Annotated in this window: 12 protein-coding genes; 5 read left to right on the forward strand and 7 right to left on the reverse strand. The window is 62.4% G+C overall.

Translation table 11 applies throughout. The annotated features are described in order from the left end of the window. Positions 1 to 472 precede the first annotated feature (472 nt). Positions 473 to 2,113: a chaperonin GroEL gene (gene groL, locus AB6O04_RS18065; protein WP_337343629.1), complete on the reverse strand. Its 1,641-nt coding sequence runs from the start codon at positions 2,111 to 2,113 to the stop codon at positions 473 to 475. 136 nt (positions 2,114 to 2,249) lie between these two features. Then, positions 2,250 to 2,540, reverse strand: a complete 291-nt coding sequence (gene groES / locus AB6O04_RS18070; protein WP_368565672.1) for a co-chaperone GroES — start codon at positions 2,538 to 2,540, stop codon at positions 2,250 to 2,252. Positions 2,541 to 2,749: 209 nt separating this feature from the next. Here groES and cutA point away from each other — a divergent pair, with 209 nt between their 5' ends. The 3 genes from cutA to AB6O04_RS18085 are packed head-to-tail and all read left to right on the forward strand — an operon-like array spanning position 2,750 to position 5,996. Beyond that, on the forward strand, positions 2,750 to 3,073 hold the full coding sequence (gene cutA, locus AB6O04_RS18075) for a divalent-cation tolerance protein CutA (RefSeq protein ID WP_368565673.1): 324 nt from the start codon (positions 2,750 to 2,752) through the stop codon (positions 3,071 to 3,073). A gap of 44 nt (positions 3,074 to 3,117) precedes the next feature. Continuing rightward, positions 3,118 to 5,400, forward strand: coding sequence for a protein-disulfide reductase DsbD family protein (locus AB6O04_RS18080; RefSeq protein ID WP_368565722.1), 2,283 nt, complete (start codon positions 3,118 to 3,120; stop codon positions 5,398 to 5,400). Continuing rightward, the gene (locus tag AB6O04_RS18085; protein ID WP_368565675.1) at positions 5,397 to 5,996 is read left to right on the forward strand and encodes a TlpA disulfide reductase family protein; all 600 of its coding nucleotides are present in this window, start codon (positions 5,397 to 5,399) and stop codon (positions 5,994 to 5,996) included. The genes AB6O04_RS18080 and AB6O04_RS18085 overlap by 4 nt, the downstream gene beginning before the upstream one ends. Before the next feature lie 200 nt (positions 5,997 to 6,196). Here the strand turns inward: AB6O04_RS18085 and AB6O04_RS18090 are convergent, their stop codons facing one another. Continuing rightward, positions 6,197 to 6,988, reverse strand: coding sequence for a LytR/AlgR family response regulator transcription factor (locus AB6O04_RS18090; protein WP_368565676.1), 792 nt, complete (start codon positions 6,986 to 6,988; stop codon positions 6,197 to 6,199). 28 nt (positions 6,989 to 7,016) lie between these two features. After that, complete coding sequence (locus tag AB6O04_RS18095) at positions 7,017 to 8,171, reverse strand: sensor histidine kinase (protein WP_368565677.1); 1,155 nt, start codon at positions 8,169 to 8,171, stop codon at positions 7,017 to 7,019. A 210-nt stretch (positions 8,172 to 8,381) separates the two neighbouring features. Between AB6O04_RS18095 and AB6O04_RS18100 the strand changes: the two genes are divergently transcribed. Both AB6O04_RS18100 and AB6O04_RS18105 read left to right on the forward strand, forming a co-directional pair. Beyond that, on the forward strand, positions 8,382 to 8,771 hold the full coding sequence (locus AB6O04_RS18100) for a hypothetical protein (protein ID WP_368565679.1): 390 nt from the start codon (positions 8,382 to 8,384) through the stop codon (positions 8,769 to 8,771). Between the two features lie 312 nt (positions 8,772 to 9,083). Then, the gene (locus tag AB6O04_RS18105) at positions 9,084 to 11,585 is read left to right on the forward strand and encodes a TonB-dependent receptor plug domain-containing protein (RefSeq protein WP_368565680.1); all 2,502 of its coding nucleotides are present in this window, start codon (positions 9,084 to 9,086) and stop codon (positions 11,583 to 11,585) included. A gap of 289 nt (positions 11,586 to 11,874) precedes the next feature. On the opposite strand, the gene AB6O04_RS18110 is transcribed toward AB6O04_RS18105, so the two are convergent. The 3 genes from AB6O04_RS18110 to AB6O04_RS18120 all read right to left on the reverse strand — a co-directional run bounded on the left by AB6O04_RS18110 (position 11,875) and on the right by AB6O04_RS18120 (position 15,768). After that, positions 11,875 to 12,105 (reverse strand): hypothetical protein, encoded by a 231-nt coding sequence (locus AB6O04_RS18110; protein ID WP_368565681.1) that lies wholly within the window; start codon positions 12,103 to 12,105, stop codon positions 11,875 to 11,877. Between the two features lie 315 nt (positions 12,106 to 12,420). Beyond that, the gene (locus tag AB6O04_RS18115; RefSeq protein ID WP_368565682.1) at positions 12,421 to 14,520 is read right to left on the reverse strand and encodes a gluconolaconase; all 2,100 of its coding nucleotides are present in this window, start codon (positions 14,518 to 14,520) and stop codon (positions 12,421 to 12,423) included. 309 nt (positions 14,521 to 14,829) lie between these two features. After that, on the reverse strand, positions 14,830 to 15,768 hold the full coding sequence (locus AB6O04_RS18120; RefSeq protein ID WP_368565683.1) for an alpha/beta fold hydrolase: 939 nt from the start codon (positions 15,766 to 15,768) through the stop codon (positions 14,830 to 14,832). Positions 15,769 to 16,000: the final 232 nt, after the last annotated feature.

The following is a 16,000-nucleotide window of genomic DNA, read 5'->3' on the forward strand; positions in this document are numbered from 1 at the left end:
CTTTTTATGTGAGATGCGGAAACGCTGCCCTGATGCGATCTACCTGGGACAACGTAGGAGCGTTTTGCCCTTGTAGGAGCGGCGTCCCGCCGCGAGCACTTCCTGTCAATCGCATCGTAAAGCCAAGACCCAGGCGTCCGCCATCCGGACGCGCTGCGGCGCGCTTTTGATCCCGCACGCCGAGAAGCTACCGAGGCGCGGAGCGGCGTCCCGCCGCGAGCACTTCCTGTCAATCGCATCGTAAAGCCAAGACCCAGGCGTCCGCCATCCGGACGCGCTGCGGCGCGCTTTTGATCGCGCACGCCGAGAGACTATTGGGGCGCGGAGCGGCGTCTCGCCGCGAGCTTTTTCGCTTCCATCGCGATCTGACAGGAAGAGCTCGCGCCGGGACGGCGCTCCTACGGAAAAAGAAAAACCCCGCCTCGCGGCGGGGTTTTTTGTGTTGCGGTAGTGCGTACGGAAAGGGGCTGGATCAGAAATCCATGCCGCCCATGCCGCCCATGCCACCGCCGCCCGGCATTGCCGGCTCGTCCTTCTTCGGCGCTTCGGCCACCATCGCTTCGGTGGTGATCATCAGGCCGGCGATCGACGCTGCGTTCTGCAGGGCCGAACGGGTGACCTTGGTCGGGTCCAGGATGCCGAACTCGATCATGTCGCCGTATTCGCCGGTCTGGGCGTTGTAGCCATAGTTGCCCTTGCCGTTGGCGACGTTGTTCAGCACAACCGAAGGCTCTTCGCCGCAGTTGGCGACGATTTCGCGCAGCGGGGCTTCCATCGCGCGCTTGGCGATGTTGATGCCGTGGTTCTGGTCTTCGTTGGCACCCTTCAGTTCGCCAATGGCCTGCAACGCACGGATCAGGGCAACGCCGCCGCCCGGGACCACGCCTTCTTCCACCGCCGCACGGGTCGCGTGCAGGGCGTCTTCAACGCGGGCCTTCTTTTCCTTCATTTCGACTTCGGTCGCCGCGCCGACCTTGATGACGGCCACGCCGCCAGCCAGCTTAGCCACGCGCTCCTGCAGCTTCTCGCGGTCGTAGTCCGAAGAGGTCTCTTCGATCTGCGCCTTGATCTGCTTGATGCGGGCCTGGATGCGATCGGCTTCGCCGGCGCCATCGATAATCGTGGTGTTTTCCTTCGACACCACGACCTTCTTGGCACGGCCCAGGTCGTTGATGGTGGCCTTCTCCAGTTGCAGGCCGACTTCCTCGGAGATCACCGTGCCGTTGGTCAGCGTGGCGATGTCTTCCAGGATGGCCTTGCGACGGTCGCCGAAGCCCGGCGCCTTCACGGCGGCAACCTTGACGATGCCGCGGATGGTGTTGACCACCAGGGTGGCCAGTGCTTCGCCTTCGACTTCCTCGGCCACGATCAGCAGCGGCTTACCGGCCTTGGCGACGCCTTCCAGCACCGGCAGCAGCTCGCGGACGTTGGAGATCTTCTTGTCGTGGATCAGGATGAACGGGTCGTCGAATTCGACCTGCTGGCTCTGCTGGTTGTTGATGAAGTACGGCGACAGGTAGCCGCGGTCGAACTGCATGCCTTCGACCACGTCCAGTTCGTTCTCCAGGCCCGAACCTTCTTCAACCGTGATCACGCCTTCCTTGCCAACCTTCTTCATCGCTTCGGCAATGATGTCGCCGATGTTGCTGTCGGAGTTGGCCGAGATGGTGCCGACCTGGGCGATCGCCTTGTCGTCGGCGGTGGGCTTGCTGATCTTCTTCAGCTCGGCCACGGCGGCGATGACCGCCTTGTCGATGCCGCGCTTCAGGTCCATCGGGTTCATGCCGGCGGCGACCGCCTTGGAACCTTCGCGGATCAGCGCCTGTGCCAGCACGGTGGCGGTGGTGGTGCCGTCGCCGGCGTTGTCGGAGGTCTTGGAAGCGACTTCCTTGACCATCTGCGCGCCCATGTTCTCGAACTTGTCAGCCAGTTCGATTTCCTTGGCCACGGACACGCCGTCCTTGGTGATGGTGGGGGCGCCGTAGCTCTTCTCGAGCACGACGTTGCGGCCCTTCGGGCCCAGGGTGGCCTTGACGGCATTGGCGAGAATGTTCACGCCGCGCACCATGCGCGTACGAGCGTCTTCGCCGAAACGGATATCTTTAGCTGCCATGATGTTTCCTTAGCAAGAATGAAAAGCGGGAAAGGGGAACAGGGAACGGGGAATGAAAGCTGGTCGTGATCGGGAGCGGAGTCTGCGCAGGAGCTGACGATGTGTCATTCCCGGTTCCCCGTTCCCGCCTTTCGCCTTATCCCAGGACCGCGAAAATGTCGTCTTCTTTGACGACCAGGTAATCGGTACCGTCCAGCTTCACTTCGGTGCCGCTGTACTTGCCGAACAGGACCTTGTCGCCCGCTTTGACCTTAGGCGCGCGTACGCTGCCGTTGTCCAGCGCCTTGCCTTCGCCCACGGCGACGACTTCACCCTTGATGGGCTTCTCGGTGGCCGAGTCAGGGATCACGATGCCGCCAGCGGACATCTTTTCTTCTTCCATACGCTTGATGACCACGCGGTCGTACAGCGGCTTGATATTGCTCATTTCAATCCTCTTTAAGTGATTGATTACACACGGGAAAGGGTGGCGATGTTAGCACTCGGACATGCCGACTGCCAGCATCGCGGGCGCAAAAACCCGGCACGAACGCCGGATTGCCCTGATGTTGGGGCCCCAAGATGACGATTCAAGGGCCGCTTGCCGGATTTTTTTGCGAAAGGAGTCCTGCCGGGGTCTGCGATAATCCGCAGCCCATGCCCATCCACCTTGTCTACTGCACCTGTCCGGACGCCGCTACCGGCCAACGCATCGCCGATGCCCTGGTGGGAGAACGGCTGGCCGCATGCGTGAACCTGCTTCCCGGGGTTACTTCGGTGTATCGCTGGCAAGGCAAGGTGGAACAGGCTAGCGAAATCCTGCTGCTGATCAAGACCACCGCGGATTGCCTGGAAGCGCTAAGCGCCCGTATCCGCGAGCTGCACCCATATGAACTGCCGGAGGTAATCGCGGTCGAAGTCCGCGCCGGCCTGCCCGCTTATCTGGATTGGGTCGCCGCCCAGACCCAAAAACCCGATTGATTCCCCAGAGTGATTCCATGACGCCGTCGCGCCGCCCGTTCTTCATGTCCGCCTTTTCCGCGCTGCTCCTGATCTTGGCGAGCGCCTGGCCGAGCGCCCCCGCGCTGGCCGTGGATGTGGACGACCTGCTGCCGGTGGACCAGGCCTTCGAGCTGAGCGCCAAGGCGTCGACCCGCGACCGCATCGAGGTCGAGTGGAAAATCGCCGACGGTTATTACCTCTACCGCCATCGCACCGATGTGCAGGCTACCGAAGGCTTCACCGGCGAGGCGCTACAACTGCCCAAGGGCAAGGCTTATCGTGATGAATTCTTCGGCGATGTGGAAACCTATCGCGACCGTTTGACCGGCATATTGCCAGGCACCGCGACCGCAGATCGCGTCACGCTGAAGGTGAAATACCAAGGTTGCGCGGACGCCGGCGTCTGCTATCCGCCACAAACCCGCACGCTGACCGTCACGCTGCCTGCGGCAGGCAGCGCTCCGGCGGCGTTCGTCCCGCTTACGCGCCCTGGCACGTCGCTGCTGGGCAACCCGGCCGCAAGCGCCATCGATGCCGCGCCGCTGTCGCCGGAGCAGGCGTTCGCTTTTGAAGCGATCGCCTTCAACGGGGACCAGCTGCTGTTGCGCTTTACCCCGACGCCCGGTTACTACGTGTACCGCGACCGCACCTCGATGACGCTGGAAGGCGCGCCCGGCATCGCGCTGCAACCGCCGCAATGGCCGACGGGCAAGGCGTATCACGATGAGCACTTCGGGGACGTCGTGGTCTATTTCGATCAGGCGGAAGTGCCGGTCCCGCTGAAGCGCGAACACGTGCGCGCCGCCGATGCCACGCTGCGGGTGACCTTCCAAGGTTGCCAGACCGGTGGCATCTGCTATCCACCGATGACTCGGCAGGTGAAGCTGTCGCTTCCGGCCGGCACCATTACCCCTACTGCCGCGGTGACCGGTTCTGCGACGTCCGCGGACGCCGCCGTTGCGTCAGAACCCGACAACGCGGAAGTCGCGGTTACCCCAGGCGCCACGGCCGCAGATACCGCTGCTGCAAGCACTCCGGCCGAAGTACCGCGCACCACGCCGCCGGCAGACGTGCAGCGCCGGAATGCGGCTACGGTCGGCAGTTTCTTGCTGGCGCTATTGCTGGCACTCGGCGGCGGAATAATCCTCAATCTGATGCCGTGCGTACTGCCGGTGTTGTCGTTGAAGGCGCTGTCGCTGGCCGATAGCGGGCGCAGCGGTGGTCGCGCGCGGCAAAGTGCGCTGTGGTACACCGCCGGCGTGCTGATCAGCTTCGTGGCGATCGGCGCCTTGGCGCTGGGTTTGCGCGCCGCCGGACAAGCGTTGGGCTGGGGCTTCCAACTGCAGCAGCCCTGGGTGGTCGGCTTGCTGGCGTATCTGATGTTCGCCATTGGCCTGAGCCTGTCCGGCGTGTTCTCTGTTGGTCATCGCCTGGCCGGCGCTGGCGATGCGCTGACGCGCCAATCCGGACCCGCGGGCGATTTCTTCACCGGAGTGTTGGCGGTGGTGATCGCCAGTCCCTGCACCGCGCCGTTCATGGGCGCGGCGCTGGCGTTCGCCTTCACCGCCTCCACGCCGCTGGCGCTGATGGTGTTCGCCGCGCTTGGATTGGGGCTGGCGCTGCCATTCCTGCTGATCGGCTTCGTGCCGGCGCTGGCCAATCGGCTGCCGCGCCCGGGCGCATGGATGGAGACACTGAAGCAATTCCTCGCCTTCCCGATGTACCTAACCGCGGTCTGGCTGCTGTGGGTGCTCGGCAATCAGCGCGGCATCGACGCCATTGGACTGGCGTTGGCTGGGTTGGTGCTGCTGGCGCTGGGGCTGTGGTGGTTCCAGCGTTTGCGCCTGCGCACGGCACCCTTGCGTCGTGGGCTGGCGGTGTTGCTGGCGGCTGCCTCGCTGGTGCCGCTGGCGATGGCGCATCGTCTGCCCTCGGCGCCTCGTGCAGGCGCGAACGCTTCTGCGATTGTCCCGTTCTCCAACGCCACGTTGACCGCGCTGCGGGCGGAAGGACGCGTGGTGTTCGTCGACATGACCGCCGACTGGTGCGTCACCTGCAAAGCGAACGAGAAAACCGTGCTTCACACCCAGGCCTTCCGCGACCTGCTGGAGCAGCACAACGCCGTATTCGTGCAAGGCGATTGGACCAACGTGGATCCGGAAATCACCGCTTTCCTGGAAAGCCACAAGGCCGTCGGTGTGCCGTTGTATGTGGTGTATCCGCGCAACGGCGGCGAAGGCGAGGTCCTACCGACCGTGCTGACCCGCAAGATCGTGAGCGACGCAATGGCGCGCGCGGCGCAATGAAAGTCACCACGCCTCGCATTGTGTTGGCTGCTGTCGTAGCGGCTGGGCTAGGCGCGGTCGCCAGCGTGTGGTTCGACGGTAGCCGGGTGTTGCTGCGGACAGAAACGGGACAGCGCGTACTGCAAAGCGCCGCGGATGCGTCGGCACCCAAACCGCCTGCCGGTGTGATTCCTGCCAAGCGCGGCGATGCGATGCCGTCTGTCGTGCTGCCGGGCTTGGATGGCGAACGCATTGATATCTCGGCTCAATATCGCGGTCGCCCGATATTGATCAACGTCTGGGCCAGTTGGTGCGGCCCTTGCGTGGAAGAAATGCCTGAACTGGAAGCCTTCGCCAAGACCCAAGCGGCCGACGGTGTGCAAGTGATCGGATTGGCACTGGATACGCCAGAAGGAGTACGGGATTTCCTGCAGCGCGTACCGGTCAGCTACCCCATCGTGCTGGACACGCCCGGTCCCGCCGATGCCAGCGTCTGGCTAGGCAACACGCGCGGCGTGCTGCCGTACACGGTGCTCGTTGGCGCGGACGGACGTATCGTCAAACAGAAGATCGGCCCATTCGTTCACGGCGAGATCAAGAGCTGGGCGAAGCCGTAGGGTGGGCCCCGGCCCACCATTGCCACGCTTCAACTCACGATGGCAATCAACGAAGCCAGTTCGAAACACCCGCGGCATGGATTTTTCGATGATTGCCGATGCAAGCGTCAAGATGGCAATGGTGGGCCAGGGCCCACCCTATGGGACGTAGGTCGGAACCACGCCCCGACGCGCGCTCCGCACAACAAGCAGCAGGTTGCTCAGCCCTCCTCCAATTCACCCTTCTGCTTAGTCGTCACCAGCCGCAGGAACGTCTCGTGCTGGTAGCGGCTCATGCGCAGTTGCTGGCCGGTATCCATGGTGACGACGTGGTGGCCGTTGAACCACGGATGGATCGCCTTGACGCGGCGGATGTTGATGATCGCCGAGCGGTGGACACGGGCGAAGTGGCGTGGATCCAATCGCGCGGCGAGCGTTGCCATGGTTTCACGCAGTTCGTGCACGCGGTCGGCCAGGTGCAGCTGCACAATGTTGCGACTGGCCTTGATCCAAACGATGTCCTGCACCTCGACGAAGACGACATGCTCGTCCACGCGCACCGGAATACGTTCCAGATACGCATCGCGCTGGCGCAGCGCATCCAATGCCTGCAGTATCTGAGCGGTGACCTGCGGGCCGGTGCCGCCGGCGGCCAGACGCGTCTTCGCACGTTGCAAGGTGTCGGCGAAACGCTCTCGGCTGAAAGGTTTGACCAGATAGTCCACCGCGTTGGCCTCGAATGCGCGGACTGCGTACTGCTCGAATGCGGTGACGAAGATCGTCGCCGGCATGTGCGCCGCACCGATCGAGGCGACCACGTCCATACCGGTCATCGCAGGCATCTGGATATCCAGGAATACCAAGTCCGGTTGCTGACTGCGGATGGCGATTACCGCCGATGCACCGTCGCCGCATTCGCCCAGTAGCTCGATGTCCGGGTCGCCACGCAGCAGGCGCACGATGGCGTGGCGCGCAATCGGCTCGTCGTCGATCACCAGCGCGGAGATACTCATAAAGGCAGACCCACAACGGGCGGCACGTTCATGCGGGCACATGCTCCGGCATATCGTCGGGCTCTTCCAACTCGCGGAATGGCAAACGGATGCGGCAGGCCACGCCTTGCGGCCAGATCATGTCGAGACGGATCTGCGCATTGTCGCCATAGAGTTCCCTGAGGCGCAGCCGCGCGTTGGACAGGCCAATACCGTGACCTGCGACGCTCCGCTCGCCCTCAGGCCTGCCGTTGTCGATCACGCCGCTATCCAGCGTGTCTTTCGCGAGCATGCTGTTGCGATTGCGCACATCGATGCACAAACTGTCGCCCTCGCGTCGGGCTTCTATCTCTATGCAGTCGCTACCGACGCGCTGGCTGATGCCGTGCCGGATCGCGTTTTCGACGATGGGTTGCAGGATCAGGCTGGGCACGGCGCAATCCAGCACATCTGGCGCGACATAGACCTGCGTGGTCAGGCGATCCTTGAATCGCACGCGCTGGATACCGAGATAGAGATCCAGCAGGGCCAGTTCCCGGCGCAGGGTAATTTCCTGCCCGTCGTAGTCTTCCAGGAATGCGCGCAGCAGGTCGCTGAGCCGCAGCAGCATGTCTTCGGCCGATAACGTGTCTTCGTCAAGCAGCGTCACGATGGCGTGCAGCGTGTTGAACAGGAAGTGAGGCTGCAGCTGCGATTTCAACGCCTGTAGGCGAGATTGCGCGAGCTCGGTGGCCAGACGGCTCGCCTCGACTTCGCGGCGGGTCTTCTCGGCATGAAAATGCAGCGCCTGCTGGATGGTGAAAAGTGCCCAGTAGGTAAATAGTCCGGTAGCGAAATGCATGCCCAGAAAGAACCGAAGCTGTTGGCCGAACGAACTTGGCTCGAACGCGGTAGAGACAAACGCGCCGATTCCCAGCGCAAGCAGGGTCACGGCGATGCTCAAAGGCAACTGGCGTCCCAGCCCGCGCAAGCGCACAGGCGCCTGGATGGGGTAGCGCTCAGCCAACCGGAACACCAACGGCGCGAGCGCAGCCCAGGTGTACCACTGGATCATCGACCAACGCAGATAGTCGGAAGCCGACCACGTCGGCCCATCGATCGCGTCATACAAGTATCGCTGTATGGCGAACACCACCACCACCGCCGACCACAGGCCGAGATAGCGGAACAGGCCGATTTCCGTGCTGCCGAGGCGGATATTCATTCGCACAGTTCTGGTTGGGTACGCCGCCATCCTAGGCGCAGCGCGCGGCGCTGAAAAGCACAGCGGAACGCAGCTACGATTCGCAACGGCGTAGCGACGATTCGTCCCGGATCGCTTTCCCGGGCGCCCATGAAGTGGCTTGATCGGTGCGCCGGGTGGCGCAATCCATCACCGCTACCGGCGACCCATCATTTCGTCGGAGACCTCGTCATGCGCCCGATCCTCGCCGCCGCTTACGCCCCTCTTCTGTTCGTCACTGCCGCATATGCCGATAAGGGAACGCAGACGCGGTACGTGGAGTTGATCAACCGCGCACACGACAGCGTGATATCGCTTTCCATCGCCACCGCCGGTAGCGATTCATTCCAAGACAAGCCGCTGGGTGCGGCGCTGCGCGGTGGTGGGGATTCCGCCACTATCGAAATCGCGAGCGACAACTGCTTGCACGATTTTCGTTTCGGTTTCCGCAATGGCCAAACAGTGATCTACGAGGGCGTGGATGTCTGCCGCGGCAACCGTCTTCGCATCGCGCCGTTGCCCGCCATTGCCAAGCATCGGGGAAGCGATTCATCTGAGACGGCTGCCGAAGGCAATCCATAGTTCTTGTTGAAAGTGCCGGCGTTATACATTTGCCCGATTACGCGCCCGTGCGAGCGAGTGTAATTGCGGCTTCGTCAGCTCCGCTCAATCCCATGTCGTAAGTGCCATTACACGGTTCGCATGTTTTCGTTGACCGGACGTCATAGAGAAAAACGGCAATTACGCCTGTTTTTCAGCTTTTTACGCGCCGCCACGTAATCGCGAATTCGCTCTCGCCAAATTGGGCTTGTTTTCATTTTCGATAAGTTAAAGAAGTGGTAAACCTCTCTGACGGCTCCACGAGTCCGAAACTATTCAGGAGGAAATCCACTCATGTCCCAATCGAGTCTGCGTCATTTGACCCTGGCGATCAGCGCCGCTTTGGCCGCTTCCGCGCTTACGCCCGCCCATGCGCAAACCACCACAACGGCTTCCAGCAGTACGGAAGCCAGAACGCTGGATGAGGTCGTCGTGATTGGCACCCGCGTGCGTGGCCGCACGGCGGAGGAAACCGCCGCACCTGTCGACGTGATCGGCAAGGAAGAATTGAATTCCACTGGCGCCATGGAAATCGGCCAGATACTGCAGATGCTGGAGCCTTCTTTCAATTTCTCGCGCACGTTCGTCAGCGACGGCACCGACATCCTGCGCCCAGCCACGCTGCGCGCGCTGGGTCCCGACCAGGTGCTGGTGCTGGTCAACGGCAAGCGCCGCCATCAGCAGGCGTTGGTGAACGTACAGCAGACTATCGGCCGCGGTTCGGCCGGCACCGATATCAACGCCATTCCCATTTCCGCCATCGAGCGCATCGAAGTGCTGCGCGACGGTGCGGCGGCGCAGTACGGCTCCGATGCGATTTCCGGCGTCATCAACATCATCCTGAAAACCCAGACCGATCACACCGATGTTTCGATCGAGGGCTCGCAGTACTACGCTGGCGATGGCGAGATGCTGCACGGCTCGGTCAACACCGGTTTCAAGCTGGGCAGCGAGGGTTTCCTCAATCTGTCGGCGGAAGCGCGCAATCGCAATGAAACCAACCGTGCCGGCCCGGACAGTTTGCGTGTGGATCCGCCGCGGGTGACGCAGCGCTTGGGCGACGCCGACGCCAAGGACTACTACCTGTGGTGGAACGGCGGCTTGCCGGTAGGCACAGGCGAACTGTATTGGTTCGGCGGTGTGTCCAAACGCGAAGGCGACTCCTCCGGCTTCTTTCGCAGCGCCGGTGACAATCGCACCGTGCCCGCGCTGCATCCGAATGGATTCCTTCCCAACATCCTGACCACGGTGGAAGACGGTTCCCTGGCAGTCGGCTACAAGGCGCCGCTTGGCGACACGTGGGATTGGGATATCTCGATCAATCACGGGCGCAGCAAGTTCGGTTTCGAAGAGAGCAATTCGGTCAACGTCAGTTGGTGGTACGAGCCCTTACCCGACGGCAGCGGCATCTATGCCGAATCGCCCACGTCCGCCGACACCGGCACGCTGGAGTTCGAGCAGACTACCTTCAATTTGGATTTCCGCGGACAAGTGGGCGGCTTCAACGATCAGCCGCTGTATCTGGCCACCGGTTTCGAATGGCGTGAGGACAACTACCGCATCAAGGCGGGCGATCCGGTGTCGTATACCTACGGCCGTACCAACAACCCCAACATTCTTATCGTCGGCCAGACCGGAGACCCGGCGGCGCCGGGTATCCAGGGTTTCCCCGGCTTCACTCCCGGCACGGAAGTGGATGATGGCCGCCATAGCATGGCGGTGTATTTCGACGCCGAAACCAACCTCACCGAGAAATTCCTGGTGGGTGCGGCTGTTCGGTTCGAGGATTATTCTGACTTTGGCAACACCACCACGGGCAAGCTGTCGGCGCGCTTCGACGCGACCGAAGCGTTCGCCGTGCGCGGCACGTTAGCCACGGGCTTCCGCGCACCCGGCGTGCAACAGCAGTTCTACAGCCAGGTCTCCACCAACCTGGACCCCGGCAGCGGCACGCTGACCGACACACTGACCGCGCGCCAGGACAGCGAGGTGACGCGTGCGCTGGGCATTCCCTCGTTGCAGGAGGAAACCTCCACCAGTGCGACGATGGGTTTCGTGCTCAAGCCCAATGAGCGATTCACGCTGACGGCCGATCTGTTCCGCATCGAGATCGACGACCGCATCATCTTTTCCGGCAACATCGCGCCGGAAGCAGTGGGCACCGACGGTCTGCCGTGCGCGGCGGATAACGCGAACTGCCCGATTGCAGCGGCGCTGGCTCCCTTCAATGTGGGCCAGGCGCAGTTCTTCACCAACGCCATCGACACCCGCACCACCGGTCTGGACATCGTCGCGAACCACAACACGGCGTTCGATGGCGGCAGCAACCTCAATCTGACTGCGCTCATCCACTTCAACAAGACCGAAGTGCTGAACCGGCGCTCACAATCGCCGATCCTCTCGCCCACCGCGTTGTTCGACGACACCCAGGTGACGTTGGTGGAACGCGGACAGCCACGCGCCCATCACGTGCTGCAGGCGGTGTGGGAGAAGGACCAGTGGCAACTGACCACACGCGCGAACTATTTCGGTTCAGTGGCGGCGGAAGGTTTCACGCCGGGGTTCGTGCAGACCTGGGGCGGCAAGTGGCTGTTGGATCTTGGCGTCCGCTACGCCTTCAGCGATAACCTGGCGCTCAGTGTCGGCGGCAACAACATCCTGGACGAGTACCCGGACGAATGGGATCCGGTCAACGCGGCACCATTCCCGCAGCTTGGCTTCAAGTACGGCTGGGAAACCATGCCCTTCGGCATGAATGGCGGCAGCTACTACGTGCGGTTGGATTATCGCTTCTGATTGGGGTGGTGGTGTGGTGAAAAGAAGACGGGCTGGGCCCGTCTTTTTTTCTTCCGATCTTTGTTCGATGCGGTTCTTGTGGGAGCGACGTGAGTCGCGACCGGGAAAATCAACGTCGCGACTCACGTCGCTCCCACAAGTACGAAGCCGCCAAGCGAGAGCCAGGACACAGCGACCGGCATCGTTCGTCGTGATCTTTTTGTCATGATCTTTTGTAGGAGCGGCGGGACGCCGCTCCTACACAAGCCCGATTTACCTACGCCTGTTTACCCACGTGTCGCGCTATATCTCAACGGCTTCCGCCGTTAAGTCGCGCCTTCTTCGCGGGCGGTGCGCCGCGACTGCGGCGATCCCGCCACTGGTCTTCCGCCACTTCGCCCTGATCGGTCAGATCGACCTGATCGAGGGCCTTCTCCACGGGCTGACCGACATCGGGCCGGCGCAAACCTTGATGTTGTCCACTGGCGATTCCACTACCTGCATCGGGCGCGGAACGAAGCGCGTTGCTCTTGCTGACCATCGTCTTCTCCTTACACGAAAATGCCGACGCATCGATGAAGAAAAGTGATGCCGTACGTCGTCAATAAGGGCGTGTCATCCATTGGGTAGTCACCCGCGCCGCACGGCTTGACCTGACGGCCAGTCAAGCGCTACGCCGCGCAACACCACCTGGCGACCGTACTGACTCAACGCGGATGATTACCCAATGGATGCACGCCCTATCATCGCACCGGAGATGTAAGTGATTTGACAAGCGCTATTCAGTGGTATGAACGCAAGCGACGAACAAAAGAGAGTGCTTTTTTTTCGGCTTTTAGTACCAAATGAAACAGTGCTATTGCAGGGTCAGCAGTAAGTCGCGTCGGGCCTGAGCCACGTTGCCGCTGTAGTCCTTCGCGGTAATGCGCACTGTGTAATCGCCGGCTGGCAGTTCGCTGGGTTCCCAGAAGCCGGTCGCGACTGCGCCATCGCGCACGGTATTGGTCGCCACGTATTGGAACCGGGTCATCGCGCTACCGTGCGCGGTGACGCCACTGTCGGGGCCGTAGGCGATTTTCACCGCGTCGATGTCCGCCGGCATGCGGTTGAACTCGATGTTCATCCGTGGCGTTTCATAACCAGGCAATGGTGTGCCGTCACTACCCAGTATCTGGTAGCCAAGCGCATGCAGCCCCAGCCGCCGGCGCGGTAGATTGCGGTCGACCTGATCCCACGCCTCCACCAGGATCTGCACGCGGGTCAGATCGCGTGGTACGAGCAATCGGCCTTTCTGCTTCTTTTGCAGCGGCTGTTGCGATACATCGACCAAGCGAATGCTGTCGATGCGTGGCGGATAGCGGTCGGCGTAGTCTTTGAAGCCCAACGCCACTGCATTGCGCTCAAAGCCATTGACGCCAACGCTGAGATGCACATGCGCCAGGCCGTTAAGGGTGCCGAGTACATCGCCTACCTTGAAGCGGGTTCCGCGTTGCACGCGTACACGTTCCAGCGCGCCGGCATCGTCCCGCAGCATATGGAAACGTTGCGGGTCGATCGCCGCGCCCCGCGCGGTCCGGCCTACCCGCATGTGGATATAGCTGATGCTGTCCAGTGCAATGCCTTCGCCCTGCTCGCCAGTGCCCCAGGTGCCTGATGGACTGCTGACCTTGGCGTCGGCGATCGCCAGCACTTCGGCGCCCACATCGCCGCGGATATCCAGTCCGCTGTGCAGGTGGTCGCGATTCTCGCCCTGGTAGTTGCCGCGCACTTCGCCAAGCGTGCCGACCACTTCATGCCAGCCGTCCTGCGGACGCAACGGCCAGCGGCCGGCCGTATCAGGCAAAGGATGATCCGCGGCCGGGCCTACTGTCGCCAGCGATGGAGCGGCATCTCCGGCCAACGGTGAAATCTTGTGGATGCGATAGCTGGTGGCATCGGCCGCGTAGAGCGCGCCAGCCGCGTTGATCGCCAGGCCGGACGGACGCGACAGCTGCTGACCGCGGATGCCGCCGGTCAGCACATGCCACTGACCGCCTCGGGAAAGCTGCAGTATCCGGCCGCGCGCCATTTCGCCGACATAGAGCAGCCCATCGCGCGTCACCGCCAGGCTGAGTGGTCGGCGCACTGCACTCATCTCCCCTGGCAGCGCGCTCACCAGCGTGCTCACTTCGCCGCTGGGCGTCAGTTTGCGGATCGCGTTGTTGCGTGTATCGGCAATCCAGACATTGCCCAATGCATCCACTGCCAAGGCGGTGGGCGTATCGAAGCGGGCGGCGATGGCCGGACCATCCTGATAACCGGGCTGTTCGGCGCCGGCCAAAGTAATCACGTGGCCATCGGCACGGATGACGCGAATACTGTCGTTGTACGTGTCGGCGACGTACACGTTGCCAGTCGCGTCCACCGCCACGCCGATCGGTCCATTGAACTGTGCCTGCGAACCAAGGCCGTCGCGAAAGCCCGCGGTGCCGTTACCCGCCAGCGTGGTCACCACGCCTTGTGGGCTGATCTTGCGGATCGCGTGGTTGCCGGTATCGGCGACATAGATATTGCCCGCGGCATCGCATGCCAGTCCGGAAGGCGTATGAAAAGCCGCGGCGCTGCCAACGCCATCGGCGAAGCCTTCGACGGAACCCGCCAGAGTCGTGATGGTGCCGCCGACACCGATCTTGCGGATGAGGTTGTTTTCGCCGGCATCCGCGATGTACAGCGTGCCATCGCCATCCACGGCAACGCCGTACGGGTCAGCGAAGCGCGCCTGCAAGACTGGGCCATCCCGCAAGCCCTGCACACCATCTCCCGCTACCAGCCCCAGCTGCGCGGTCCAACCGAAAGGCGTGGCTTCGGGTGTGTTTTCGGGCCGGGGAACGGGGTACTTTGGGTTGGAGATGAAGGTGACCGCCAGCGCTGCCGCCATCAGCAGCACCACCAGCCAGAGCCAGGAATTTCGAGTCATGAAGTGCTTTACGGCAGAAGCGAGGCGGCACGATAGTCAATTGATGATGACGTGGGAAGCCCTGATTGCGGCGCGAGATCGGGAAGTCGGCGCATAAGCGCCTGTGAACAGGTCAGTCGGCCACTTCGTGGCCTGTAAACGATCAAGACAGTTTCGTCATGACCCGCCATTCGGCTGTTGAACGGCGCTTCCGGTCAGGCAGGGATCCAGCGACTTGACGGTCTGGAAGGCACTGGGCCCCGGCCTGCGCCGGGGTGACGGCGTTGCGGATTCCGAAAAATACCAAGGTGCTTTCGCTCCCAGTTCCCCTTACCGGCTCCCCACCTGCTCTGCCCAGCTCTTGGCGTCGCTTTGGCCGTTGAGGAACGGCAGGGCGGTTTCCATCAGGCGGGGCGAGGTGAAGATGTCGTAGTGGGTCAGGTTCGGCAGGATCGCGAGGCGGTTCTGCGACAGCGTCTCCCGGCCCCAGCCGGCGTCCTGCAAACCGCCGCCGAGCAACTGGTAGAACTTGATCTCGTGCTCCGGGCGGTACATGTCGCCATCGCCGTACACCAGCATTACTGGCATCTTCAGCTGCGGGATTTCCGCCGACCAGTCGTAGTGGCCGCGCATGTAGTCGCCCAGAATGCCGAGCAGCCGCGGGAAGTCATCGACCTTGGGAGCCACCGCGACATAGGACTGGTACATCGGGGTTTCTTTCATCATCGGGGCCGCATCGGCGGTCAGGCTGTTCTGCTGCGCGCGGATACCGGGATAGAAGCCTTCATCGGAAAATCCCGTCGAAACCAGCACTAGGCGCCGGACGCTTTCCGGCTTTTGCAGCGCCATCCGCAACGCCACGCCGCCGCCCAGCGAATAGCCAAGCACGTCGACCTTGTCGTAGCCCAGCTTGCGGGTGAGCGCCGCCATGTCATCGCCCATGGATTCGAGGCTGAACTTCCTCTCGCCCAACGCGGTGCGACCATGACCGTGCAGGTCCACCGCGATCACTTGGCGGTTCTCCGTCAACTTCGGCAGCGTCGGCCGGAACATATCGATGGAACCCAAGCCGCCGTGCAGCAAAAGAAGCGGCTCTCCCTGCCCGTGCACTTCGTAGTAGTAGTCCACGCCGTTGATGGCCATCTTTCCGCTCTTGGTAGCAGCGGTCACAGACGATGGGGTTGACGACGACGTCTGTGCTGCGAAAGACGGGAATGCGGTGGCAACGGCTGTACAGACCAGCAAAGCGAGCGTGGTGAACTTGGACATGGCGATCTCCTGTTTCGTTGACGGATGCGACGGCCAGATTGGCGTCTTCGTGGATACGACGAACCAGGTGGTGGTGAATCGACATGTTGTAAACATAGTGCGGAGACATTCCTTGTGGGAGCGACGTGAGTCGCGACCGTGATGTTTCCGGTCGCGACTCACGTCGCTCCCACAAGGACGCTATCCCGGCACGAACGCCGTGACAGGTTGACCGTCTGCAGAGGCCTCCAGC

The organism is Pseudoxanthomonas sp. UTMC 1351 (genome assembly GCF_040948865.1).
Classification (GTDB): Bacteria; Pseudomonadota; Gammaproteobacteria; order Xanthomonadales; family Xanthomonadaceae; genus Pseudoxanthomonas_A.

What these genes read in the sequence shown, in the direction of transcription:
- groL (WP_337343629.1), bottom strand. Translation starts at nt 2,113, where the DNA reads ATGGCAGCTAAAGATATCCGTTTCGGCGAAGACGCTCGTACGCGCATG.
- groES (WP_368565672.1), bottom strand. Translation starts at nt 2,540, where the DNA reads ATGAGCAATATCAAGCCGCTGTACGACCGCGTGGTCATCAAGCGTATG.
- cutA (WP_368565673.1), top strand. Translation starts at nt 2,750, where the DNA reads ATGCCCATCCACCTTGTCTACTGCACCTGTCCGGACGCCGCTACCGGC.
- AB6O04_RS18080 (WP_368565722.1), top strand. Translation starts at nt 3,118, where the DNA reads ATGTCCGCCTTTTCCGCGCTGCTCCTGATCTTGGCGAGCGCCTGGCCG.
- AB6O04_RS18085 (WP_368565675.1), top strand. Translation starts at nt 5,397, where the DNA reads ATGAAAGTCACCACGCCTCGCATTGTGTTGGCTGCTGTCGTAGCGGCT.
- AB6O04_RS18090 (WP_368565676.1), bottom strand. Translation starts at nt 6,988, where the DNA reads ATGAGTATCTCCGCGCTGGTGATCGACGACGAGCCGATTGCGCGCCAC.
- AB6O04_RS18095 (WP_368565677.1), bottom strand. Translation starts at nt 8,171, where the DNA reads ATGAATATCCGCCTCGGCAGCACGGAAATCGGCCTGTTCCGCTATCTC.
- AB6O04_RS18100 (WP_368565679.1), top strand. Translation starts at nt 8,382, where the DNA reads ATGCGCCCGATCCTCGCCGCCGCTTACGCCCCTCTTCTGTTCGTCACT.
- AB6O04_RS18105 (WP_368565680.1), top strand. Translation starts at nt 9,084, where the DNA reads ATGTCCCAATCGAGTCTGCGTCATTTGACCCTGGCGATCAGCGCCGCT.
- AB6O04_RS18110 (WP_368565681.1), bottom strand. Translation starts at nt 12,105, where the DNA reads ATGGTCAGCAAGAGCAACGCGCTTCGTTCCGCGCCCGATGCAGGTAGT.
- AB6O04_RS18115 (WP_368565682.1), bottom strand. Translation starts at nt 14,520, where the DNA reads ATGACTCGAAATTCCTGGCTCTGGCTGGTGGTGCTGCTGATGGCGGCA.
- AB6O04_RS18120 (WP_368565683.1), bottom strand. Translation starts at nt 15,768, where the DNA reads ATGTCCAAGTTCACCACGCTCGCTTTGCTGGTCTGTACAGCCGTTGCC.